Origin of the sequence: Rhodococcus coprophilus NBRC 100603, assembly GCF_001895045.1 — a bacterium.
Lineage (GTDB): Bacteria > Actinomycetota > Actinomycetes > Mycobacteriales > Mycobacteriaceae > Rhodococcus > Rhodococcus coprophilus.
In genome coordinates this window covers 816,741-840,183 of record NZ_BDAM01000001.1, presented here as the reverse complement: position 1 = coordinate 840,183, position 23,443 = coordinate 816,741, and the positions used below count along the sequence as shown (strand labels likewise).

The 23,443-nt window shown below is 67.9% G+C and carries 20 protein-coding genes; 12 read left to right on the top strand and 8 right to left on the bottom strand.

Features of this window, described 5'->3' with window-relative positions; all coding sequences use genetic code 11:
• Nucleotides 1-23 precede the first annotated feature (23 nt).
• From RDCOP1_RS03825 to thiD, 4 genes are all read right to left on the bottom strand, one after another.
• Nucleotides 24-674, bottom strand: coding sequence for a hypothetical protein (locus RDCOP1_RS03825; protein ID WP_143152176.1), 651 nt, complete (start codon nt 672-674; stop codon nt 24-26).
• A gap of 355 nt (nt 675-1,029) precedes the next feature.
• Nucleotides 1,030-2,106: a hypothetical protein gene (locus RDCOP1_RS03820; protein WP_072698683.1), complete on the bottom strand. Its 1,077-nt coding sequence runs from the start codon at nt 2,104-2,106 to the stop codon at nt 1,030-1,032.
• A gap of 3 nt (nt 2,107-2,109) precedes the next feature.
• Nucleotides 2,110-2,400: a hypothetical protein gene (locus RDCOP1_RS03815; protein ID WP_072698682.1), complete on the bottom strand. Its 291-nt coding sequence runs from the start codon at nt 2,398-2,400 to the stop codon at nt 2,110-2,112.
• Between the two features lie 236 nt (nt 2,401-2,636).
• A complete protein-coding gene (gene thiD, locus RDCOP1_RS03810; protein ID WP_072698897.1) occupies nt 2,637-3,428 on the bottom strand; it encodes a bifunctional hydroxymethylpyrimidine kinase/phosphomethylpyrimidine kinase in 792 nt (263 codons plus the stop codon).
• A gap of 189 nt (nt 3,429-3,617) precedes the next feature.
• On the opposite strand from thiD, the gene RDCOP1_RS03805 reads away from it, so the two are divergent.
• The 11 genes from RDCOP1_RS03805 to proB all read left to right on the top strand — a co-directional run bounded on the left by RDCOP1_RS03805 (nt 3,618) and on the right by proB (nt 18,541).
• The gene (locus RDCOP1_RS03805) at nt 3,618-4,058 is read left to right on the top strand and encodes a hypothetical protein (RefSeq protein ID WP_072698681.1); all 441 of its coding nucleotides are present in this window, start codon (nt 3,618-3,620) and stop codon (nt 4,056-4,058) included.
• Between the two features lie 38 nt (nt 4,059-4,096).
• Nucleotides 4,097-6,085, top strand: coding sequence for a S9 family peptidase (locus tag RDCOP1_RS03800; RefSeq protein ID WP_072698680.1), 1,989 nt, complete (start codon nt 4,097-4,099; stop codon nt 6,083-6,085).
• A 92-nt stretch (nt 6,086-6,177) separates the two neighbouring features.
• The gene (locus tag RDCOP1_RS03795) at nt 6,178-8,841 is read left to right on the top strand and encodes a valine--tRNA ligase (protein ID WP_174555764.1); all 2,664 of its coding nucleotides are present in this window, start codon (nt 6,178-6,180) and stop codon (nt 8,839-8,841) included.
• The gene (folC, locus tag RDCOP1_RS03790) at nt 8,838-10,268 is read left to right on the top strand and encodes a bifunctional tetrahydrofolate synthase/dihydrofolate synthase (RefSeq protein WP_072698679.1); all 1,431 of its coding nucleotides are present in this window, start codon (nt 8,838-8,840) and stop codon (nt 10,266-10,268) included. Before RDCOP1_RS03795 ends, folC begins: the two co-directional genes overlap by 4 nt.
• A 71-nt stretch (nt 10,269-10,339) precedes the next feature.
• Nucleotides 10,340-10,669 (top strand): DUF4233 domain-containing protein, encoded by a 330-nt coding sequence (locus RDCOP1_RS03785; RefSeq protein ID WP_084722397.1) that lies wholly within the window; start codon nt 10,340-10,342, stop codon nt 10,667-10,669.
• 16 nt (nt 10,670-10,685) lie between these two features.
• A complete protein-coding gene (ndk, locus tag RDCOP1_RS03780) occupies nt 10,686-11,105 on the top strand; it encodes a nucleoside-diphosphate kinase (protein ID WP_072698895.1) in 420 nt (139 codons plus the stop codon).
• Nucleotides 11,106-11,556: 451 nt separating this feature from the next.
• Nucleotides 11,557-14,961: a translation initiation factor IF-2 N-terminal domain-containing protein gene (locus RDCOP1_RS03775; RefSeq protein ID WP_072698677.1), complete on the top strand. Its 3,405-nt coding sequence runs from the start codon at nt 11,557-11,559 to the stop codon at nt 14,959-14,961.
• A gap of 219 nt (nt 14,962-15,180) precedes the next feature.
• A complete protein-coding gene (gene rplU / locus RDCOP1_RS03770) occupies nt 15,181-15,492 on the top strand; it encodes a 50S ribosomal protein L21 (protein ID WP_072698676.1) in 312 nt (103 codons plus the stop codon).
• Between the two features lie 37 nt (nt 15,493-15,529).
• Nucleotides 15,530-15,793 (top strand): 50S ribosomal protein L27, encoded by a 264-nt coding sequence (gene rpmA, locus RDCOP1_RS03765; protein ID WP_072698675.1) that lies wholly within the window; start codon nt 15,530-15,532, stop codon nt 15,791-15,793.
• A gap of 169 nt (nt 15,794-15,962) precedes the next feature.
• Nucleotides 15,963-17,417: a GTPase ObgE gene (gene obgE / locus RDCOP1_RS03760; RefSeq protein ID WP_072698674.1), complete on the top strand. Its 1,455-nt coding sequence runs from the start codon at nt 15,963-15,965 to the stop codon at nt 17,415-17,417.
• 23 nt (nt 17,418-17,440) lie between these two features.
• Nucleotides 17,441-18,541 (top strand): glutamate 5-kinase, encoded by a 1,101-nt coding sequence (proB, locus tag RDCOP1_RS03755; RefSeq protein ID WP_072698673.1) that lies wholly within the window; start codon nt 17,441-17,443, stop codon nt 18,539-18,541.
• On the opposite strand, the gene RDCOP1_RS03750 is transcribed toward proB, so the two are convergent.
• Together RDCOP1_RS03750 and RDCOP1_RS03745 are read right to left on the bottom strand one after the other, a co-directional pair.
• A complete protein-coding gene (locus RDCOP1_RS03750) occupies nt 18,542-19,393 on the bottom strand; it encodes a Sir2 family NAD-dependent protein deacetylase (RefSeq protein WP_072698672.1) in 852 nt (283 codons plus the stop codon).
• 5 nt (nt 19,394-19,398) lie between these two features.
• The gene (locus RDCOP1_RS03745; RefSeq protein ID WP_072698671.1) at nt 19,399-20,937 is read right to left on the bottom strand and encodes an ATP-dependent DNA ligase; all 1,539 of its coding nucleotides are present in this window, start codon (nt 20,935-20,937) and stop codon (nt 19,399-19,401) included.
• Nucleotides 20,938-21,067: 130 nt separating this feature from the next.
• On the opposite strand from RDCOP1_RS03745, the gene ligD reads away from it, so the two are divergent.
• Entirely contained in the window at nt 21,068-22,030 is a 963-nt protein-coding gene (ligD, locus tag RDCOP1_RS03740; protein ID WP_072698670.1) for a non-homologous end-joining DNA ligase, read from the top strand.
• Between the two features lie 4 nt (nt 22,031-22,034).
• Here ligD and RDCOP1_RS03735 read toward each other — a convergent pair whose 3' ends face one another.
• Together RDCOP1_RS03735 and RDCOP1_RS03730 are read right to left on the bottom strand one after the other, a co-directional pair.
• Nucleotides 22,035-22,970 carry a D-isomer specific 2-hydroxyacid dehydrogenase family protein gene (locus tag RDCOP1_RS03735; RefSeq protein WP_072698669.1) on the bottom strand — a complete coding sequence of 312 codons (936 nt, stop codon included), beginning with the start codon at nt 22,968-22,970 and terminating at the stop codon, nt 22,035-22,037.
• 72 nt (nt 22,971-23,042) lie between these two features.
• Nucleotides 23,043-23,441 (bottom strand): ectoine synthase, encoded by a 399-nt coding sequence (locus tag RDCOP1_RS03730; protein ID WP_072698668.1) that lies wholly within the window; start codon nt 23,439-23,441, stop codon nt 23,043-23,045.
• Nucleotides 23,442-23,443: the final 2 nt, after the last annotated feature.

The window sequence follows — 23,443 nt, the reverse complement described above, 5'->3', positions numbered from 1 at the left end:
AGGCACGATCACAGCATCACAAGTTAGATCCGAGGTACCTCACCGTGACTCGCGCCGAGCCGAGGGAGGGGGACCGGACGTCGCTGGGAGCGCCACCACACCGTCGTGGCGTTCGACCGCAGGACTTCGACGGTGCGAGCAATGGCTTCGGGATCGCGCAATTCACGACGCGCCTCAGGGTTTTCCATGTAGTGCTCGACGGCCGCGTCGATGATCTCGGGTGCGATCCTGAAGGGCCGGCGGTCGACGAACACAACCACTGCCTCTCCGTTGGTGGGCGAGCGGAGTTGGGTGACAGTGTTGTCGACGCGCCTCCACAGGCGGGGAACCCGCGAGGAAAGAACTGCACGGTGGCCGGGCCTGAGCCAGACGATAAGGGATTTCCAGTGGGTATCGGCCTGGGTGATCGAGAGGCTGTCCCAGGGTATCCACGCGTCGAGAGCGTAACCCCGGAGGTGGATTCCATCGTGGCGGACCGCGATGTAGCCGGGGCGGATGCGTCCGAGCAGGATCAGCACACCGACCCCTGCTTGGTAGCCGCAGGTGACGAGCAGAACGAGTGCCCAGGTGCCCAGATCGAAATCTTTGTCGGCGGTGTATCGAGAGGGGCCCGACTCGGCAGCCTTTACCAGGAACACCACCATGGCGGTGACAGCCGGGAGTGCTACGAACATGGAAAGGTTGAACAGCAACCTGGATCTCCGGAGCAGGAGAGCTGGTATGCCTCCGTCTGTTCCGACGAGGATGTCGGAACGGCGGGTTCGGGGGCTGTGCATGAGCACTAAGCTGATCGGGAAGAGGCCGGTAAGGATCCCGAACGCAATTGCAGCGCCGAGCGAATCGGCAATGAAGGACGGACCGGGTCCGAACCTGTACCGATCGGGATTCGCCGATTCCTGCCAGAGGACGGAAACCAAAGCGGCGCTGGTGAAAATCATGAGGGCGTTGCCGACCAGAAAGAGGCCGTAGATCCTGAGAGTTCCGTACACCCTCTGCCGGCCAGAGCCGTCAGCGTCCAGCGGTGCCTCTTCAATTGCCATCGGTAAGCCCACCTCGCACGGCTCTTCCGAGATCCACCAACGCATCTATTGCTTCGACCGCTTCGCGGCGTCCCGCATCGAGCGTGCTGAGAATTGTCGCGGAGGAATCCTCGTAGACGTGGTCGACGCTGCCGGCAGTCACGATGCCGACCGCTGTTCCAGCGAGTGCACCGACGAGCGTTCCCGCTCCGGGCAAGGCCGACCCCAGAATGGCTCCCGCGGTAATGGATGCTGCGAGCCCGGCCGAATTCGACACCACAGCCTGCTCGAGAGGCTCACCGGCAAAGTAGTCGATTCCCACACCCGCAACAAGCCCCAAGGCGCCTGTCCCCACGGCCAGCCTGGTCGGGACGTGCGCCAGATTCGTATGCTTCGCGAGCGTGCCAGCGAGATCGTCGGTGGATGCTTTGGCCTGTCCGAACAGACGTCGCACTTCGTCGTACGGGGTACCCGGTGCAAGGTCGAGCACCGCCTGCATCGACCGCCCCGAATGCTCGAGACACATGCTCGCTCTCTGCGCGAGTCGATCGACACGTTGGGCCAGTTCGCCGGTGAGATAATCGAATCCGGTTGTGGTGGTGAACAGTGCGGCCCACGCGGGGTTCGTCCACCGATGGGTGACTCCCGCGATCTCGCGTGCCCACCGGCGGTGTACATCTGTCGCGGCACCCGCCAACTCGTCGTAGATTCGGAGCAGAGACTCGTCCGAATTCGGGCCGGGATCGGCGATGGTGTCGCACACGACCGGCAGTCCGGCACTCGCGGCGCGGTCGCGAATATCCGACATATCCGCGAGAGCCGAAGCGAGCGCAACCGACAGTGTGTCGAAATCGTCCGCAGCGGAGAGCGTCCTCGCGTGAAGTTCGTCGATGACCTGCACGATCCGCGAGGCCTCGCGCAGATACCGGTCGGACGCCTCGCCCTCCCACGCATCGTCGGCGATGCGGCGGGCTTCTTCGGCGTCGTCCCCGGTCGCTGCGACGGCGGCCGCGAGGTGTCGGCGGATCGAGTGCCCGACGCGCGAGATGTCGGCGGGGTCGCCGTCGATGAAAGTATCGATCGGCACGGCTCACTCACCCCGGTCGGGCCAGGCGGTAACGATCCGCGCGGCGGTGCCGGCGTCGCTGTCGCGGTACGCCTCGGCGCAGGAATTGAGCATGCCCGCAGTGATACCGAGCGTCTGCACGAGACCGGCGACATCAGCAGCGGCTCGACCGAGTATTCCGGCGAGCGTGCCGGTGGCCGCACCCCCTCGCACCGTCTCGGGAAGCGGGTCGAGTGCCTTCGCCACCACCCGGGCGGAGTCTTCGTATCGTGCTGCGGCACGCAGGAGTTCGCTCGGATCGACGCCCAAGCTCAACGCGTCGCCTGCCGGCGCATCGCGTCCGCGGTGCCCGTGTGAGGGTCTTCGCGGTCGTACGGCACTCGGGCACAAGGACTTTGCAGACGTGGTGCTGGTTCATGCGACGGTAAGGTCACAACGATCCCCCCTGATCGGCCGGCGACGCCGACCCCCCGTCCGGCGACATCGGCGACAGGGTATCAAGATCGAATCGATTGTGCGCGCTGTGGGCCACACGCCCGCGCGCACGGCGCTCAGGCGCCCTGCCACACCGTGTCGAAGGGGGTGTGGCCCGAAACCCGGCCCTCGATGCCCTTGGTGACGAAGTCCTTTGCGATCTGCACCGCGGCAGTCACTTCGGTGCCCTTCGCCAGTTCCGCGGTGATCGCTGCGGCGAGAGTGCAACCGGCGCCGGAAACCCGCTCGCTACCGATCTTGGGTGTCGAGAGCAATGTGACCTCTCGGCCGTCGAAGAGTACGTCCACGGCATCGTCGCCGGTGAGTTCGACGCCGCCCTTCGCGACGACGTACTGAGGGCCGAGGTCGTGGATGCGCTTTGCCGCCTCGACGAGATCGTCGACCGAATCGATGCTGTCCATGCCGGACAACGTGCGGGCCTCGAACAGGTTCGGTGTGACCACGGTGGCGTGGGGGAGGATCTGGGTGCGCAGGGCGTTGTCGGTATCGAGCGCCGCCCCGGGTTCCTGCCCCTTGCAGATCAGTACCGGGTCGAGCACGACGTGCCGCCACGTCCGGCTGCTCAGAGCGTCCGCGACCACGTTGATGGTCGCCGGAGTGCCCAGCATGCCGATCTTCACGACATCGAGATCGTGTGCTGCCGTCGCAGCCTCGATCTGGTCCGCGATGACCTGCGGTTCGATCGGCACGAAACGGTGTCCCCAATTGTTGTTCGGGTCGAACGACACGATGCAGGTGATGGTGCCGACGCCGTACACGCCGAGTTGCTGGAACGTCTTGAGATCCACCTGCAACCCGGCACCTCCGGTGGCTTCCGATCCGGCGATGACGAAGGCGAGATCGACCACGATGAGTTCTCCGTTCGGCAGGGGTGATCGCGGACGGATCACGCGATCGGCAGCAGGCGTCCCAGCCTAACAACAGTCCCGTGACGGCCCACACCGGTCATCGGCGAAACGCCCGGTGTGCGCGGTCTGTGTCCGGCAACATGGGCACATGTGACGGCTGAGACACGTGACGGCTGAGGCGAGGGGACGATGACACGCTTCTTCGGTGTGGTGCTGGTGCTCGTGGCGGTCGTCGCTGCCGGTTTCTACTTCGCCTTGCGGGGCGTGTCCGACTCCGACTCGACACGGACCGTCGAGGACACCCGGGTAGTTCTCGACGGCACGCCCACCACGTGCGGTGAGTTGTTCGGCGCTCCGTGCAGCTTGTCCTTGCAGACCACGTACAACCGGATCGCCCCGCGACTGGACGAATTCGTGCGCGGCACCGACCTCGGTCCGTGGGCCGCGACGATCGGCTTCGACGAGTCGGCCGCCCTCCTCGTCGAAGCGTGCAGCCTGATCGGGCAGCCGGGGCAAACGCAGCTCGAATTCGTCGATCTCGGCCGCGTGTGGCACCCGGAAGCGGGAAGCCCGGAGCTGTTCCCCTTCTGGAATCGCGCGCGAGAGGGTCTGTGCCCGCCTTCGTCGTGACCGGTCCGCGAGGTGCGCTCTGACGCTAGGGTTCCGGCATGACCGCCTTCGACGACCTCGACGAGTACCTCGCGTTGCCGCGTGCCACAGCGCTGGTGATGTCGCCCGACGGGACTCGGCTGGTCCTCGCCCAATCGGTGCTCGACGAGAAGGCCACCGCCTTCACCGGAGCCCTGTGGGAAATCGACCCGGCCGGTCACGCGACTGCCCGTCGACTGACCCACCGCGTGACCGGGGAATCGAACCCGGCGTTCACGGTCGAGGGCGACCTGCTGTTCACGGCGTCCCGGGTCGACGGAGAACCGGCCTCGCTGTGGCGGCTTCCCGCGGCCGGAGGCGAAGCGGCCCCGGTCGCCGGTCGCAAGGGTGGCATCGCGACGGTGCATGCCGCGACCGGTGCAGACCGTATCGTCGCCACCGCGAGCGTGCTCGGTCACCAGGAGAGCGACGACGAACGCCTTCGGGAAGCGCGCGACGACGCGAAGGTCACGGCGATGCTGCACACCGGCTTCCCGGTGCGGTACTGGGATCACGACCTCGGGCCGGACCGCCCGCATCTGCTCAGCGTCGGGGGCAACGGCGAACTCGTCGACCTGACGCCGGGTATCCGGGGTGCTCTGCGCGACGCGCAACTCGACCTTGCCGCCACCGGGTCGTTCGCCGTGTCCACCTGGGTCGTATCCGGCCCGCGTGCCTCCCGGCGGACCACCCTCGTGCGGATCGACCTCGCTACCGGGCTGCGCACGCCGCTCGTCGACGATCCCACCGGGGACGCGCTCCATCCTGTTGTCTCGCCCGACGAGACCAGGCTCGCCTACCTGCACGACGCGGCAAGCGATCCCGACACGCCCCCGAAGGCGACCTTGCGCGTGCTCGACTTCGCGACCGGCACCACCACTGTCGCGGCACCGGGCTGGGATCGTCTGCCCACCTCGATCGCGTGGCTTCCCGACGGGTCCGGGCTCGTTCTCACCGCGGACGACCACGGACGCGCCCCCATCTTCGTACTTCGCTCGGGAGCGGACCGTCCCGACGCTCTCACCGGCGGGGACGAGGCCTACACGGACGTGCGGGTCGCGCCCGACGGCACTTCGCTCTACGCACTGCGAGCCTCGTACCGCATGCCGCCTCACCCCGTCCGCATCTCCCTGACAGGACCCGACGCCGGCACCGTGACTCCGTTGCAGGCACCCACCGAGCTACCGGAACTGCCGGGCCGGCACACCGAGATCACCACGACCGGAGCCGACGGAACCCCGCTGCGCGGCTGGCTGGTGCTGCCCCACGACGCGAGCGACCGGTCGCCCGTCCCGCTCCTGCTGTGGATTCACGGAGGGCCGATGGGCAGTTGGAACACCTGGTCGTGGCGATGGAATCCGTGGCTGCTGGTGGCGCGGGGTTACGCAGTGTTGCTGCCGGACCCCGCACTGTCCACCGGGTACGGCGAAGAGTTCGTCCGGCGCGGTTGGGGCCGGTGGGGAGCCGAACCGTACACCGACCTCATGGCGATCACCGACGAGGCCGTCGCCCGTACCGACGTCGACGCCGATCGCACCGCGGTGATGGGCGGATCGTTCGGCGGTTACATGGCGAACTGGGTGGCCGGGCACACCGACCGCTTCCGCGCCGTCGTCACCCATGCGGGTCTGTGGGCGCTCGACCAGTTCACGCCGACCACCGATGTCGCCTGGTACTGGCAGCGGGAGATGACCCCCGAGATGGCCGTCGAGAACTCTCCGCACCTTTTCGTTGCCGACATCGTCACTCCGATGCTGGTCATCCATGGTGACAAGGACTATCGCGTGCCTATCGGCGAAGCCCTGCGGCTGTGGTACGAGTTGCTCGACGAATCCGGGTTGCCCGCCGAGGACGACGGCACGACCGTTCACCGATTCCTGTACTTCCCGTCCGAGGGCCACTGGGTACTCAGCCCGCAGCACACCAAGCTCTGGTACCGGGTGGTCGAAGCGTTCCTGTCCGAGCATGTCCTGGGCCGGCCGCTCGAACTGCCGGAGATCCTGGGCTGAGGGCTCGCGGACCGGTCCCGTACCAGGTCCCGGACGCGGACGGCGGCGGACGGGCCGTGTCCAGCCGGTTTGTGCTCGACGCTTACGATTGGCTGGTGACCAGTGCGCCAGAGAACCCCCAGAATCCCGCAGATGCCCTCCCCAAGAGCTGGGACCCCAGCGCTGTCGAGGCCGAGCTCTATCAGGGGTGGGTGGACGCCGGTTACTTCGAGGCGGATCCGGCAAGCGACAAGCCGGGCTACTCCATCGTGCTGCCGCCGCCCAACGTCACGGGCAGCCTGCACATGGGGCACGCACTCGATCACACGCTGATGGATGCGCTGACCCGCCGCAAGCGCATGCAGGGCTCGGAGGTGCTCTGGCTCCCCGGAATGGACCACGCGGGCATCGCGACCCAGACCGTGGTGGAAAAGCAACTCGCCGCCGACGGCAAGACGAAGGAAGACTTCGGCCGCGAGCGGTTCGTCGAGAAGGTGTGGGACTGGAAACGTGAGTCCGGCGGAACCATCCAGGGCCAGATGCGTCGGATCGGTGACGGCGTCGACTGGTCGCGCGACCGCTTCACGATGGACGAGGGCCTCTCCCGCGCCGTGCAGACGATCTTCAAGCGCATGTACGACGACGGCTTGATCTACCGCGCCGAGCGGTTGGTCAACTGGTCGCCGGTGCTCCAGACCGCGATCTCCGACATCGAGGTCAAGTTCGAGGAGGTCGAAGGCGAGCTCGTGTCGCTGCGCTACGGCTCCCTCGACGACTCCGAGCCGCACGTCATCGTCGCGACCACCCGTGTCGAGACGATGCTCGGTGACACCGCTGTCGCAGTGCACCCCGAGGACGAGCGCTACAAGCACCTCGTGGGAACGACGATCTACCACCCCATCACCGGACGGCAGATCCCTGTGATCGCCGACGACTACGTCGATCCGGAGTTCGGAACCGGAGCGGTGAAGATCACCCCCGCGCACGACCCCAACGACTTCGAGATGGGTCTGCGGCATAACCTTCCGATGCCCACGATCATGGACAAGACGGGCAAGATCGCGGACAGCGGAACGCGTTTCGACGGCATGGACCGGTTCGAGGCGCGCGTCAAGATTCGTGAGGAACTCGCCGAGCAGGGCCGCGTCGTCGCCGAGAAGCGTCCGTACGTCCACAGCGTCGGCCACTCGGAGCGGTCCGGCGAGACGATCGAGCCTCGTCTGTCGATGCAGTGGTGGGTCAAGGTCGACAAGCTCGCCGAAGCGGCCGGTGACGCAGTGCGCAACGGCGACATGGTCATTCACCCCAAGAGCCAGGAACCGCGCTGGTTCGCGTGGGTCGACAACATGCACGACTGGTGCATCTCGCGGCAGTTGTGGTGGGGTCACCGCATCCCGATCTGGTACGGCCCCGAGGGGCAGGTGCAGTGCTTCGGCCCCGACGAGACCGCGCCCGAAGGCTGGGAGCAGGACCCCGATGTGCTCGACACATGGTTCTCCTCCGGCCTGTGGCCGTTCTCGACGATGGGCTGGCCCGACAAGACCCCGGAACTCGAAAAGTTCTATCCCACCAGTGTTCTCGTCACCGGTTACGACATCCTGTTCTTCTGGGTCGCCCGCATGATGATGTTCGGCACGTACGTCGCCGGCGACGAGGCGATCGGCGGGGGCAAGGTGCCGTTCAAGGATCTGTTCCTGCACGGGCTCGTCCGCGACCAGCACGGCAAGAAGATGTCCAAGTCGCGCGGCAACGGCATCGATCCGCTCGACTGGGTCGACCGTTTCGGTGCGGATGCGCTTCGCTTCACACTCGCGCGCGGCGCGAACCCCGGTGCCGACCTGTCCGTCGGCGAGGACCACGCGCAGTCGTCCCGGAACTTCGCGAACAAGCTGTTCAACGCCACCAAGTTCGCGCTGATGAACGGCGCTGTGGTGAGCGAGATCCCGGCGCGCGGCGACCTCACCGACGCCGACCGGTGGATCCTCGACCGGCTCGACCAGGTACGCGCCGAGGTCGACGAGGCCTTCGAGAAGTTCGAATTCTCCAAGGCGTGCGAGGCGCTGTACCACTTCGCGTGGGACGAGGTGTGCGACTGGTACCTCGAACTCGCCAAGGTGCAGTTCGCGGAAGGTGACGTCCGGGCCGCGAACACCAAGGCCGTGCTCGGCACCGTGCTCGACCAGTTGCTCCGGATGCTGCACCCGGTCATCCCGTTCGTCACCGAAACGCTCTGGAAGGTGCTCACCGGTGGCGAGTCGCTGGTGGTCGCGTCCTGGCCGGTTGCAAGCGGTGTGCCCGCCGACGACGACGCCCTGCGCCGGGTCGAGGACATGCAGAAGCTCGTCACCGAGATCCGCAGGTTCCGCAGCGACCAGGGCCTCAAGCCGTCGCAGAAGGTCGCGGCGCGGCTCGCGGGCATCGAGGACGCAGATCTCGTCGCCCAGGTTCCGGCGGTGCGTTCGCTCGCGCGTCTCACCGACCCGGAGGACGGCTTCTCGGCGACCGCGTCCATCGAGGTGCGCCTGACCCGTGCCACCGTCATCGTCGAGCTCGACACCTCGGGCACCATCGACATCGGAGCCGAGATCGCACGCCTGCGCAAGGATCTCGCGGCGGCCGAGAAGGATCTCGCGGCCACGTCCGGCAAGCTGTCCAACGATGCGTTCCTCGCGAAGGCACCCGAGCCGGTGGTGGCGAAGATCCGAACGCGCAAGCAGGTCGCCGAAGAAGAGATCGCCCGCATCGACGCGCGTCTGAAGGAGTTGGGCCAGGCGTGACCACCGACAATCCCGGTAATCCCGGGGGATCGTCCCCGGTCGATGTCGCCGAACTGGCGCTGGTCGAGGCGGAACTCGACCAACGCTGGCCGGAGACCAAGATCGAACCGTCGCTCGCGCGTATCGCGGCACTGATGGACATCCTGGGCTCGCCGCAGAACAACTACCCGGCGATCCACGTGGCGGGCACCAACGGCAAGACCTCCGTGACCCGGATGATCGACGCGCTCCTGACCCGGATGCACCACCGCGTGGGCCGCACCACCAGCCCGCATCTGCAGCTCGCGACCGAGCGCATCAGCATCGACGGCGCACCGGTGTCGCCGCGAACCTACGTCGACACCTACCGCGACATCGAGCCCTACGTGCGCATGGTCGACGAGCAGTCCGAGGCCGCGGGCGGGCCGAAGATGAGCAAGTTCGAGGTGACCACCGCGATGGCGTTCGCGGCGTTCGCGGACGCGCCTGTCGACGTCGCGGTCGTCGAAGTGGGCCTCGGGGGGCGCTGGGACGCCACCAACGTGGTCACCGGCCAGGTCGCTGTGATCACCCCGATCGGGATCGACCACACCGGCTATCTCGGTGAGACGCTCACCGAGATAGCGGGGGAGAAGGCCGGGATCATCAAGAAGGCCCGGGGCGACGATCTCGTCCCACGCGACACGGTGGCCGTGATCGCGCAGCAGGAGCCTGAGGCCATGGAGGTCCTGCTACGGCAGTCCGTCGAAGCCGACGCCGCCGTCGCGCGCGAAGGGTCGGAATTCTCGGTCGTGCGCCGTGCCGTGGCGGTGGGAGGGCAGCAACTCGACCTCCAAGGACTCGGTGGCGTGTACACCGACATCTTCCTGCCGCTCCACGGTGAGCATCAGGCTCACAACGCCGTGGTGGCGCTGGCAGCCGTGGAAGCGTTCTTCGGCGCCGGCCCGCAGAAGCAACTCGACGTGGACGCCGTACGCGAAGCATTCGCCTCGGTGGTCAATCCCGGTCGCCTCGAGCGCGTCCGGAACGCGCCGACCGTCTTCCTCGATGCGGCACACAATCCGCACGGCGCGAAGGCGCTCGCCGCCGCGCTCGCCGACGAGTTCGACTTCCGCAAGCTCGTCGGCGTCGTCAGCGTGATGGCGGACAAGGATGTGGCAGGGCTCATCGAGGCGCTCGAGCCGGTCTTCGACGAGATCGTCGTTACCCACAACGGGTCGCCCCGCGCCATGGACGTCGAACGACTCGCCGATATCGCCGTCGCGCGGTTCGGCGACGAACGTGTCGTGACCGCGGAGACGCTCCCGGACGCCATCGAGACCGCGATCGCGATCGCCGAGGAAGTCGGCGAGCCCGGTGAGGCAGTATCGGGTGCGGGCGTCGTGGTGACCGGCTCGGTGGTGACCGCGGGCGCCGCCCGTAGTTTGTTCGGAAAGGAACCCGCGTGACCAACCAGAACCCTGCGGAACCGGAGTTCGGACCGCCGACCAGGGATCCATGGAAGGGTTTCCGCGGCGTGATGGCCGGGACCCTCGTCCTCGAAGCGATCGTGGTGTTGCTGGTGCTCCCGGTGATCGCGACGCTCGGTGGCGGCCTGACCGTATGGTCCGGCGGGTACGTCGTCGGTCTCGCCGTAGCGATGATCCTCGGGGCGGGGGTACAGGGACGCTCGTGGGCGATCCCGTTCAACCTCACACTGCAGGCCCTCGTTCTCCTCGGCTTCATAATCGACCTCGCGCTGGGTGCGGTCGGCGTGCTTTTCGCGGTCGTCTGGGCCTACCTGCTCTACCTGCGGAAAGACATCAAGGATCGCGAATCGAGGGGTCTGCTTCCGGGCCAGCGTGGCTGACCTCTACGCTTGTTGCGTGACTGAGCGCACCCTGGTACTGATCAAGCCCGACGGCGTTGCCCGCCGTCACGTCGGAGAAATCCTGTCGCGCATCGAGCGCAAGGGACTGGACATCGTGGCTCTCGAGCTGCGTGTCGCCCCTGTCGAGGTCGCGGGGGCCCACTATGCGGAGCACGAGGGCAAGCCCTTCTACGACTCGCTGATCGAGTTCATCACCGGCGGACCCCTCGTGGCCGCGGTGCTCGAGGGCCCGCGCGCAATCGCGGCGTTCCGTCAGCTCGCCGGCGGAACCGATCCGGTGGAGAAGGCGGTGCCCGGCTCGATCCGCGGCGACCTCGGTCTCGATCCGGGCGAGAACCTCGTTCACGGCTCCGACTCGGTGGAGTCGGCAGAGCGTGAGATCGCACTCTGGTTCCCGGCCCTGGCAGGCAAGTAGCCCATGAACGGGCGGTGGTCGTTCGGCCGCCGCCGGTGCGTTGCGGCAATCGCCCGCGACCACACGAATCGAGCTTCGGAGATCGACCGACGGCGCCCCGCGGGGCGCCGTTGGCGTATCCGCGCACACCTGTGTGGGATACTGGGGAAGGTTGCACCGTACGAAACCCGTCCGGGGCGACCGAACGACATCACGGATCGATGCCCGACATCGCTGTGGCAGAGGACGAAGGAACCACCTCGCTCCGCGACATGCTGGATGTTCCGGCGCTCGAACCGCGATCAAGCCAGGCATCGCTCGGCCGTGCAGTGAAAACGGGCACCGGACGACCGCGTGATGCGAGACCGGATGAACTCGCGCCCCAGGCGCGGGCATACAAGCAGCGCCCTCGCGTGGCCGCTCACATCGCACGAGTCGGTGATGGACGCGCCCGGGGGCTTAGGAGACTTACGTGGCCGATCAAGAGCCGCCGGAGAACAATTCCATCGAGTCCGCGGACGTCGTCGCCGACGACGCCGAGGCACCGAGCCTGCCCGCGAAAATTCGCGTGCACGCGCTCGCCAAGATGCTGGGACTGACCAGCAAGCAGGTGATCGCGAAAGCCACCGAGCTGGGAACGCAGCTGAGCAGCGCGCACGCCACGCTGCACAGAGACGTCGCCCAAGAGGTGTATGCCGCACTGAGCACAGCGCCGGACGCTGCTGCCACGCCGGTGGCACCGGAGGCACGCACGGACAGCCCGGCCGAGGCACCCGAGGCCGAACCGGCCGAAGAGCACGCTCTCACCACCGAGCGCGAGGCCGTCCAGGAGACTTCGGTCGGTGGACCCACCGGTCTGTTCACCTCGCCGGAGCAGCACACTCCGTTGTTCACGTCCCCGGAACCGGTCGCGGCCGATGCCGTCGCGGCCCCGCTGTTCCTGCAGCCGGTCGTTCCCACGCCCGACGATGACGCGGACGAGGAGCCGGTGCGTCCGCGCCGGCGCCGGGCACGTCGCGGAGCCGCCGCCAAGGACGCCGACGAGCAGACCGTCGAAAAGACAGCCGAGAAGACCGCCGACAAGCCGACCGAGAAGACCGTCGACAAGTCCTCCGAGAAGTCGGGGGACGCCGACGTTCAGGCCGAGCAGGCCGACGAAACGCCGAGCCGCGAAGCGGGCACCGAAGGCACCTCCGGCCAGGGGTCGGACGACGACCAGGACGAGCATCCTCGCCGTCGCCGTCGCGGCCGTCGCGGTAGGGGCCGAGGGCGCGGCGACAGCGGCGACACCGACCAGCACGATGAGTCGGCGGAGCACGACGAGAAGACTGCCAAGGACGACAAGAGCGACGCCGTCCCCGCCGCCGATTCCGGCGACGAGCGCAGCGACAAGGCGGCGCCCCCGGCCGACGAGGAGTCGCCGGATCGGACCAAGGCCGAGCAGGCCGGCTCCGACGACGAGAATGCGGACGACGACGAGCAGAGCGACGGCACCTCGCGCCGCCGCCGCCGGCGGCGTCGTCGCCGTGGATCGGCCGACTCCGACACCGACACCTCCAGCGACGACGATGCTGTACCCACCGTCGTGCACGAGCGCGAGCCGCGACCGAAGGCCCGCGTCAAGGACGAGGTGCAGGGCATCAGTGGCTCGACGCGACTCGAGGCCAAGAGGCAGCGTCGCCGGGACGGTCGCGAGGCCGGCCGTCGCCGCCCCCCGATCCTCACCGAATCGGAGTTCCTGGCACGCCGGGAATCCGTCGACCGGGTGATGGTCGTCCGCGAGCGCACCTCGGGTGCGCACGCGGGGATGACACAGGTCGCCGTGCTCGAAGACGGCATTCTCGTCGAGCACTTCGTCACGACCTCCGGGTCCGCGTCGATGGTCGGCAACATCTATCTCGGCCGCGTGCAGAACGTGCTGCCGTCGATGGAAGCCGCGTTCATCGATATCGGCCGAGGCCGCAACGGTGTGCTGTACGCAGGTGAGGTCAACTGGGAGGCCGCGGGTCTGGGAGGAAACTCCCGCAAGATCGAGCAGGCACTCAAGCCCGGTGACATGGTGGTCGTCCAGGTCAGCAAGGACCCCGTCGGTCACAAGGGCGCGCGACTGACCACGCAGATCAGCCTGGCGGGCCGCTTCCTGGTGTACGTCCCGGGTGGCTCGTCGACCGGCATCAGCCGGAAACTGCCGGACACCGAGCGCAAGCGGCTCAAGGACATCCTCCGGGAGATCGTTCCGTCCGAGGCCGGGGTGATCATCCGGACCGCCGCGGAAGGTGTCAGCGAGGACGAACTGGCCCACGACGTCACCCGTCTGCAGACGCAGTGGGAGACGATCAGCGCGCAGGCCGACAAGGTGCAGGCGGAGGCCTCCGGGCATCCCAAGGCGCTGTACGAGGAGCCCGATCTTCTCGTGAAGGTCGTCCGCGACCTGTTCAACGAGGATTTCTCGAAGCTGGTCATCGAAGGCGACAACGCGTGGGACACCGTCGAGTCCTACATCCGGACCGTTGCACCTGATCTTCTGCCTCGTGTGGAGCGATACCGCTCCAACAATTCGGTGGACGTGTTCGGCGCGTACCGGATCGACGAGCAGTTGGCAAAGGCACTCGATCGCAAGGTGTGGTTGCCCTCGGGCGGAACGCTCGTGATCGACCGGACCGAGGCGATGACGGTCGTCGACGTCAACACCGGCAAGTTCACCGGGTCGGGCGGCAACCTCGAGGAGACCGTCACCCGTAACAACATCGAGGCGGCGGAGGAAATCGTTCGCCAGATGCGGTTGCGCGACATCGGCGGCATGATCGTGGTCGACTTCATCGACATGGTGCTCGAGTCGAACCGCGACCTCGTGCTGCGCCGGCTCACCGAAGCCCTGGGCCGGGACCGTACCCGCCACCAGGTGTCGGAAGTCACCTCGCTGGGTTTGGTGCAGATGACGCGCAAGCGACTGGGCACCGGTCTCGTCGAGGCGTTCTCCACCACGTGTGAGCATTGCAACGGCCGCGGCATCATCGTGCATTCGGAACCGATCGAATCGAAGCCGCAGGAAGAGTCCTCGCGTTCGCAGAGCGGTGGATCGCGGCGCAAGCGGGGTCGTGACAAGAGTGCTCCGGAGCCGGCTCCCGAGGTCGTGGAAGAGCCCGCGGCAGCGGCGCCCTCCCACGAGGAACTGGCCCGGCGGGCCGCGCATCCGGTCGCGTTGGCCATGGCTTCGCACCATCCGGAGCACGACGAGCCTGAGTCCGCGGACTCGGTTTCCGGGTCGGACGAGACTCCGGTCACCGGGGCCGCCGACGGTGTTGTCGTGGACGGTGCCGCAACATCTGTTGCGGAGTCCGTGACGACTGCGGACGAAGACGCAGCCGAGGCGAAGACCCCGGCCGTCGAGCAAGCCGATCCGGTCAAGATCTCCGAACCGTTGCGCGCGGCCGACCCCGAGCGGATCGCCGAAAGTGCCCGGACGGATTCGGGCACCGGCGAGGACGCGACCACGGTCACCACCGCTGCCGACGAGGCGGAGGAGGTCGCCGAGGAGGTTGCAGCCGCCGAGGCTGCCGTGGCGGCCGAAGCTCCGAAGAGTGTTGAGCCGGAGAAGGTTTCCGCAGCGGAACCCGAGGCGGAGCCCGCTCCCCGTCGTCGGCGCGCACGCCGGGTGGCTCGGGCGGCAGCTCCTGCCGGCGACCCGGAGGCAGCAGCAACGGTCTTCGTGCTGCCGGCTCCGACCGCCGACCCGGCGCCGGAGTCCGCCTCGGTCTCCGCGCCCGACGAGGCACCCACGAGCACCGACGAGCCGCCCGTCAAGGTGGTCCGTCGAACGCGCTCACGGCGGGCTGCGGGTCGCCCCGCGGGTCCGCCCGTGGACGCAGAAGCATGACCGGGTTCCCCGGGCCGGATGGTGCCGGTCCGGGGACCTCGACCCGGTTTGACCCTGGCCGCCACTTTCCCGTAATCTTGTTCAGTCGCTACTCGGCGATACTGCCCAGCCGCGCCTGGATACGGGATGGCGGCGGGACCGAGTAAGCACCATACAGACCAGTCGCGACCGCAAGACTGTGGCGCGAGCACGTTCGAAGAAGCAAGGGGTAGCCGTCCGATGGCAACGTACGCGATCGTCAAGACCGGCGGTAAGCAGTACAAGGTCGCTGAAGGCGACCTCGTCAAGGTCGAGAAGATCGAGGGTGAGCCCGGCGCTGCTGTCTCGCTTGCTCCGGTCCTCGTCGTCGACGGATCCGAGCTGACCACCGACGCCGACAAGCTGGCGAAGGTTTCGGTCACCGCCGAGATCGTCGAGCAAACCAAGGGCCCGAAGATCCATATCCACAAGTTCAAGAACAAGACCGGGTACCACAAGCGCCAGGGCCACCGTCAGAAGCTGACGGTCGTCAAGGTCACCGGCATCAAGTAACTCGAGCTTCGAGCTTCAACCCCCAGGAGGGTTCGTCATGGCACACAAGAAGGGTGCATCAAGCTCCCGTAACGGTCGCGATTCGAACGCCCAGCGCCTCGGCGTCAAGCGTTTCGGCGGCCAGTCCGTCAGCGCCGGTGAGATCCTGGTGCGTCAGCGTGGCACCCACTTCCACCCCGGCGTGAACGTCGGACGCGGTGGCGACGACACGCTGTTCGCCCTCGAGGCGGGTGCTGTCACGTTCGGCACCAAGCGTGGACGCAAGACGGTCAACATCGTCCCGGTCGCGGCAGACGCCTGATCTGCCGTCCGAACAGGACACTGCGAGGTTGATTCCTCGCGCTAGACACCCATCTGGGGCGGGCCAGGGTCGCACACACCCTGTCCCGCCCTTGTTGGTTTTCACACAGCAAGTTCGCCAGTAGATATCGGGAAGCTTCGAAAGTTCTCGGACGGAAAGAGGTACATCCATGTCCCGCTTCATCGACCGGGTCGTGCTGCACGTCAGCGCCGGCAAGGGTGGCAACGGTTGCGCCTCCGTCCATCGTGAGAAGTTCAAGCCCCTCGGCGGACCGGACGGCGGCAACGGAGGTAACGGCGGCGACGTCATCCTCGAGGTGGGCGGCAACGTTCACACGCTGCTCGACTTCCACTTCCACCAGCACGCGAAGGCCACCAACGGCACCCAGGGTGCCGGTGGCAACCGCAGTGGCGCCAACGGCAACGACCTGGTGCTCGAGGTCCCGGACGGCACCGTCGTCCTCGACACCGAAGGCAACGTGCTCGCCGACCTCGTCGGCATCGGCACCAGGTTCGTCGCTGCGCAGGGCGGACGTGGTGGGCTCGGCAACGCCTCCCTCGCGTCCAAGGCCCGCAAGGCCCCCGGTTTCGCGTTGCTCGGCGAGGAAGGCGAGGAACGCGAACTTGTCCTGGAACTGAAGTCCGTCGCGGACGTCGGCCTGGTCGGTTTCCCGTCCGCAGGCAAATCGTCGCTCGTCTCGGTGCTGTCCGCGGCCAAGCCCAAGATCGCCGATTACCCGTTCACCACGCTTGTCCCGAACCTCGGCGTGGTCCAGTCCGGCGACACCACATTCACCGTCGCCGACGTGCCCGGCCTGATTCCCGGCGCGAGCCAGGGCCGCGGACTCGGCCTCGACTTCCTCCGGCACATCGAGCGCTGCGCCGTGCTCGCACACGTCGTCGACTGCGCGACCCTCGATCCGGGCCGTGACCCGATCTCCGACGTCGACGCGCTCGAAGCCGAGCTCGCCGCGTATCAGCCTGCGCTGTCGGGTGACAACAGTCTCGGGGACCTCGCGGACCGGCCCCGCATCGTCGTTCTGAACAAGGCGGACGTCCCCGACGCTGCCGAACTCGCCGAGTTCGTGTTACCCGAATTCGAGAAGCGCGGTTGGCCGGTGTTCACCGTCTCCGCGGTGACCCACGAGGGTCTGCGTCCGCTGACGTTCGCGCTCGCGAAGATGGTCGAGGAGTACCGGGCGGCTCACCCGCCTGCCGAGCCCACCCGTCCGGTGATCCGCCCGGTCGCGCGGAACGAGAGCGGTTTCTCGGTCGTCGCCGATCCGGACGTGCCCGGTGGGTTCATCGTGCGGGGCGAGCGCCCTGAACGCTGGGTACGCCAGACGGCCTTCGACAACGACGAAGCTGTCGGCTACCTCGCCGACCGGCTGGCACGCCTCGGTGTCGAGGACAAGCTCGTCAAGATGGGTGCCGAGCCCGGAGCCTCCGTCACCATCGGCGACGTCAGCTTCGACTGGGAGCCGCAGACCGCCGCCGGTGTCGACGTCGTTCGTACCGGCCGTGGTACCGATGCCCGACTGGATCAGGTCGATCGCGTCGGTGCCGAAGAGCGCCGGCATGCCAAGAAGGTCCGTCGCGGTCTCGCATCCGACGACGACTTCTGATTCCTAGCCTTCCGAGGAGTGTTGTGAGCGACACGCGAGAGGTCATCTCCGACGCGCGCAGCGTAGTGGTCAAGATCGGGTCGTCCGCGATCACCAGTCTGGTGGGCGGACTCGACCGTGGCCGGCTCGACCGCCTGGCCGACGCGATCGAATCGCGGATGCAGGCGGGATCGAGCGTGGTCGTGGTGTCGTCGGGCGCCGTCGGTGCGGGTCTCGCACCGCTGGGGCTCACCACACGGCCCCGCGACCTCGCCACCAAGCAGGCGGCTGCCAGCGTCGGGCAACTCGCACTCGCCCACGCGTGGGGCACCTCCTTCGCCCGGTACGACCGGGCCGTCGGCCAGGTGCTGCTCACCGCCGACGACATCGCTCGGCGCATCCAGCACCGCAACGCACAGCGCACCCTCGACCGCCTGCGGTCGCTCGGCGCCGTGCCGGTCGTCAACGAGAACGACACCGTCGCGACGGCGGAACTGCGGTTCGGTGACAACGACCGGCTCGCAGCCCTCGTCGCGCATCTCGTGGGCGCGGAGGCCTTGATCCTGCTGTCGGACGTCGACGGCCTGTACGACGGCGACCCGCGCAAGGGTGCGGCCCATTTCATTCCGGAGGTCACCAGCCCCGAGGATCTCGACGGTGTGGTCGCCGGGTCGGGCGGTGCCCTCGGCACCGGGGGAATGGCATCGAAGCTTTCGGCGGCACGACTCGCCGCGGACTCGGGGGTCCCGGTGCTTCTCGCCGCAGCATCGGATGCCGCCAGAGCGCTGACCACAGCCGACGTCGGGACGGCCTTCTCGCCGCGACCCGACCGGTTGTCGGCGCGACTGTTCTGGGTCCGGCACGCCGCCGACACCCACGGGGCACTGCATCTCGACGAGGGAGCCGTCCGCGCGGTCGTCGACCGCCGCAGGTCGCTGCTTCCCGCCGGCATCACCGGAACCAGCGGCAACTTCCACGCCGGCGACGTGGTGGCACTCGTGGCCCCGGACGGCCGGACCGTTGCCCGTGGGGTGGTGGCCTACGACGTCACCGAACTCGACTTCATGATCGGCTTCTCGACCCGGAGCCTGCCCGCAGATCTGCACCGGCCCGTGGTGCACGCGGACGATCTGGTGCGAATCTAGCTACACGCTCGGCGTCGGCTCGGCAGTGCGGGATGTCAACGCCGCCAGCGATTCCGACGTTCCTGCCTCGATCTTGAGGGTCGCGAGGGTGTCGCCGCGCGTCGGTCCCCGGTTGATGATCACCACCGGAATGCTGCGCGCGACCGCGCGTCGCACGAACCTCAGGCCCGACTGCACGGTGAGAGAACTTCCGGCGACGACGAGCACTTGTGCGTCGTCGATCACTTCGAATCCGTCGTCCACACGTGGCCGGGGCACGATCTCGCCGAAGTACACGATGTCCGGTTTGAGCATCCCGCCACAGCGATCGCAGTCCACCACCACGAAATCGTCGGTGTTCGCGACCACCGCGTCGGCGTCGGGCGCCACTTCCAGACCGGTGGCGACCCGCGCGCGTTCGTCGAAGCCCGGGTTGGCGAGGGTGAGACGTTCGTGGAGGGTGAAACGGGAGATGCGGTGCTCGCATCCCAGGCAGCGAACCTGCGCGTAGGTGCCGTGGAGGTCGATGACGCGGCGACTACCGGCCTTGGTGTGGAGCAGATCCACATTCTGCGTGATGACCCCGGAGACGTTTCCCGCGCGTTCGAGTGCCGCGAGAGCGCGGTGACCGAGGTTCGGCCGCGCGGAGTCCATGTGCCTCCAGCCGACGTGGTTGCGTGCCCAGTAGCGTCGCCGGAACACGGGGTCGCCGGCGAACTGCTGGAACGTCATCGGAGTCCGTGGCGGAGAATCCGGCCCCCGGTAGTCCGGAATGCCGGAGTCGGTGGAGACACCGGCACCGGTGAGCACGGCGACCCGCTTGCCGTCCACCAGGGACCGCAGCGTGTCGAGGGAACGTCGAACGTCGATCACCCCTTCTACGGTAGGCCGTCGCTGCGGACGTGGGAGCCGGGGAGCAGCGCGCGCACCGCGTCGATCGTGTCGGCGTCCGCCGCAGATTTGTCGGGGCGGTAGCGCAGAACCCGCGCGAACCGCAGTGCCACGCCGCCGGGGTACCGGGTACTGACCTGGGCGCCGTCGAGTTCGATCTCCACCACCAGTCTCGGCTCGAGATAGACGGTGTGCGCGTCGCGGTGCGACTCGTGGAGAGGGAATTCGCCTGTCTGCCAGCGCAACAACTCGTCGGTGAGACCCTTGAACGTCTTTCCCACCATGATGGGCGGCCCGCCGTCGGGATCGCGCGCCCCCAGGTGCAGGTTCGACAGATACCCGGTCCGCCGTCCGTAACCCCATTCGGCGCCGAGCACCACCAGATCGAGCGTGTGCTCCGGCTTGACCTTCTGCCACGCCCGTCCGCGCCGCCCTGCGCTGTAGAGGGACGTGAGGGACTTCACCATGACGCCTTCGTGCCCGTGGTCGAGCGACGCCGCGAGGTGCTCCTGGGCGAGGTCCGGCAGCGGAGATGCCACGGCCGGTATCCGGTGTGCGGAGGCGACACGGTCGAGCGCGGTGAGCCGATCGGAGAGGGGAACGTCGAGGAGATCCGCTCCGTCGAGATGCAGACAGTCGAAGAAGTACGGATGCAGCAGCAGTTCGCGCTCGCTGCGTGCGCCGAAGCGGCTCATGGTCTCCTGGAACGGCCGTGGACGCCCGGAATCGGTCAGGGCGAGCGTTTCCCCGTCGAGCACCACACTGGTGCACGGCAGGCCGGCGACGAGGTCCACCAGTTCCGGGACGGATCCGGTGATGTCGCGCAGCGTGCGAGTGAACACCCACACCTGATCTCCGGCACGGTGCACCTGGATGCGCGCACCGTCGAGTTTGTATTCCACGCTCACCCCACCGTCGAGCTCGGTGAGTGCCGAGGCGAGGGATTCCGCGGGGGAGGCCAGCATGGGCCGGACCGGCCGGCCCACCTCGAGGCGGAACGCCGCAAGCGCGTCGAGACCGCCCTCGAACGCAGCCACCGCAGTCGCGCTGAGCCGGCCGGAGAGCATGAACGCTCGCCGCACCGGTTCGATCGGCAGTCCCGCCGCAGCGGCCACGGCGTCGGTCATCACGCCTTCGAGGGCGCCCTGCCGCAGATCCCCGCCGAGCAGGCGCACGAGAAACCGCTGTTCTCCCGCGGTCGCGCGTGAGAACAACGCCTCGAGCCGAGCGCGTCGTGCCGCGGCCGAACCCCGGCCCGTGGTGTTCGCGAGGGCGTCGAGGATCGCGGAAACCTCGGAAACCTCGAGTGACGCCGACGGCGCGGGGGCCGGGTCGAGCCCCGCAAGCGTGCGGAACCCGACGCCGATGCGCCCCTGCGACAGCTCTCCCGACAGCCACGACACCACCGACTCGACTTCGGTGGGGTCGGCGCGGACGAGCAAGCCGCGGAGGGCTTCGGTCTTCGCGCGCCGAGAGCGCGTCCCGGCGACCGCCTCCGATGTCTCAACCACGCTCTCGAGCAGCACACGACGACGGTAACGCGGCGGCGCTGCGGCGGCGCCGGAAAACGATGCGGGGTGGTGCACGACGCGCGAGGATGGTTGCACCTCGGCGGGGCGCACGCGGCGGCCCGCGGGTGTGCGAGGAGGGAGTCTCATGGGGAAGGACTCGTCGGAGGCCGTCGAGCTCGACGTGGACGGCTACACGGTGCGGCTCTCACATCCCGAGCGCGTGTACTTCCCTCAGGCCGGGCTGACGAAGCTCGATGTCGCGCGCTACTACCATTCCGTCGGCGAGGGGATCGTGCGAGCGCTGCGGGACCGGCCGTGCATGCTGCACCGGTTCCCTTCCGGGGTGGAGGGGGAGAAGGTGCACCAGAAGCGGCTCCCGCATGGAGCGCCGGACTGGGTCGAGACCGTCCGGGTGCATTTCCCCCGCTACAACCGCGACGCGGACGAGTTGTGCGTGACCCGGGTGGCCGATGTCGTGTGGGCGGTCCAGATGTCCACGGTGGAGTTCCATCCGTGGAACTCCCGGCGCGCCGACGTCGAGCGTCCCGACGAATGGCGTATCGACCTGGACCCGATGCCCGACTGCGGGTTCGACCGGGTGGTGCGCGTTGCCGGGGTGGCGCGGGAAGTGCTCGGCGAACTGGGCGCCGTCGGCTGGCCCAAGACGTCGGGTGGTCGCGGGCTGCACGTCTACGTGCGCATCGAGCCCCGCTGGGGATTCGACGACGTACGCCGGGCAGCGTATGCCTTTGCCAGGGAGGTCGAACGTCGCGCACCCCGCGACGTCACGACGACCTGGTGGCGTAAGGACCGCGATCAGTCGGCGGTGTTCGTCGACTACAACCAGAACGCCCGGGATCACACGCTGGCGAGCGCGTATTCGATTCGTGGCGTGGCCGACGCGCGCGTCTCCACCCCCATCACGTGGGACGAAGTGCTTGACGTCGACCCCCGGGACTTCACCGTCGCGACCGTTCCGGACCGGTTCGCGAGGCTCGGGGATCTGCACGCCGGTATCGACGACGCCGTGTTCTCGCTCGATACTCTGCTCGAGTGGGCCGAGCGAGACGAGGCGTCGGGCGGCGACGCCGAGCGTGCCGAACGCTGACCGGTCAGTACCCGGCGCTCGGGTCGATCGCTGCGACGAGATCGAGCCCGGACGCGAACCGTGTGACGTTCTCGACCACGTGGTCGACGTAGGCGGGGAGGCGCACCGCCGGCGGGTTGGAATCGTGAGGAGTGATCATCGCGTTCGGCAACGACCAGAGGGGGTGGCCGTCGGGGAGCGGCTCGGGGTCGGTGACATCGAGCCCCGCCCCTGCAATGGACCCCTGGCTCAGCGCGTCGACCAGCGCGTCGGTGTCGACGAGACGGCCCCGGGCGACATTGATCACCCACGCGGTGGGCTTCATGGCGGCGAGTTCCGCAGCGCCGACGAGCTGTTCCGTTTCCGTGGTCGACGGGGCTGCGACGACGAAATGGTCTGCGAGCGGCCAGATCTCGTCGATCCGTTCGACGGGATAGGTTTCGACGGCACCGGGGACAGGGCGGCCGCTACGCGTCACGGCAAGGGCGTGAGCGCCCAAGGCCGCGAGCATGGGGATCAGCGCGCGTCCGATTCCACCGGCGCCGATGATGCCGACGGTCGAGCCCCGCAGCGTTCCGAGTGTGGGGTAGAAGGCTTCGGGGGTCCACGAGGTCGCCGCCAGGTGCGCCGGCAGCGACCGCACCCCGGCGAGGAGCAGCATGAGTGCGTGCTCGGCGACGGCGGCGGAATACGCGCCCGCCGCCGAGGTCCAGGTGACCTGCGGGTTGGCGCGGATGATGCCCTCGGAGAGCCAGCGCTCCACCCCGGCGGCCGGTAGCTGGACCCAGCGCACCGATAGGGGGAGAGAGTCGGGGAACGAGTCGGGGCCGTCGGTCCAGATGAGGGCGTCGGGAGCATCGCCGAGATCGCACGGCACTCCGCCGCCGTTGGTGACGGCTCTGACGAGACGCTCGTCCGGTGCCGGACCGACAGCAATGCGGGGCGAACGCTCGAAAGTCATGGTTCGACTCTAAGCGTCCGCCCCGCAGTTGGTCACGCGGTCGCGTCGTGCGCGACGGTTCCCCGGAGGGTGTCAGGCAGGTTCTTCGATGAGGGGATAGACACCGTTCTCGTCGTGCACCTCGCGGCCCGTCACCGGAGGATTGAACACGCACAGCATCCGCATCTTCGTGCGCGGCAGCACGCGGTGGCGTTCGTGGCCGTTGAGCAGGTACATCGAGCCCGGCCCGAGTTCGTACTCCACGTCGTTGTCGAGGTCCTGGAGGGTGCCCTCACCCTCGACCAGCCACACAGCCTCGATGTGGTTCGCGTAGTGGAACTCGTTGACGGTTCCCGCCTGAATAGTCGTCTCGTGGAAGGAGAAACCGACCTTGTCTCCGGCGAGCACGATCCGCTTGCTGGTCCAGTTACCGTCCTCGGACGTGACGTCGCGGTCGGTACCGGTGATCTCTTCTGTCGTACGAACGATCATGT

Excerpts from the sequence above, each read along its gene's own strand:
- RDCOP1_RS03825 (WP_143152176.1), bottom strand. The coding sequence starts at position 674 with ATGTTCGTAGCACTCCCGGCTGTCACCGCCATGGTGGTGTTCCTGGTA.
- RDCOP1_RS03805 (WP_072698681.1), top strand. The coding sequence starts at position 3,618 with ATGACACGCTTCTTCGGTGTGGTGCTGGTGCTCGTGGCGGTCGTCGCT.
- RDCOP1_RS03800 (WP_072698680.1), top strand. The coding sequence starts at position 4,097 with ATGACCGCCTTCGACGACCTCGACGAGTACCTCGCGTTGCCGCGTGCC.
- RDCOP1_RS03785 (WP_084722397.1), top strand. The coding sequence starts at position 10,340 with ATGGCCGGGACCCTCGTCCTCGAAGCGATCGTGGTGTTGCTGGTGCTC.
- rplU (WP_072698676.1), top strand. The coding sequence starts at position 15,181 with ATGGCAACGTACGCGATCGTCAAGACCGGCGGTAAGCAGTACAAGGTC.
- rpmA (WP_072698675.1), top strand. The coding sequence starts at position 15,530 with ATGGCACACAAGAAGGGTGCATCAAGCTCCCGTAACGGTCGCGATTCG.
- obgE (WP_072698674.1), top strand. The coding sequence starts at position 15,963 with ATGTCCCGCTTCATCGACCGGGTCGTGCTGCACGTCAGCGCCGGCAAG.
- ligD (WP_072698670.1), top strand. The coding sequence starts at position 21,068 with ATGGGGAAGGACTCGTCGGAGGCCGTCGAGCTCGACGTGGACGGCTAC.
- RDCOP1_RS03735 (WP_072698669.1), bottom strand. The coding sequence starts at position 22,970 with ATGACTTTCGAGCGTTCGCCCCGCATTGCTGTCGGTCCGGCACCGGAC.
- RDCOP1_RS03730 (WP_072698668.1), bottom strand. The coding sequence starts at position 23,441 with ATGATCGTTCGTACGACAGAAGAGATCACCGGTACCGACCGCGACGTC.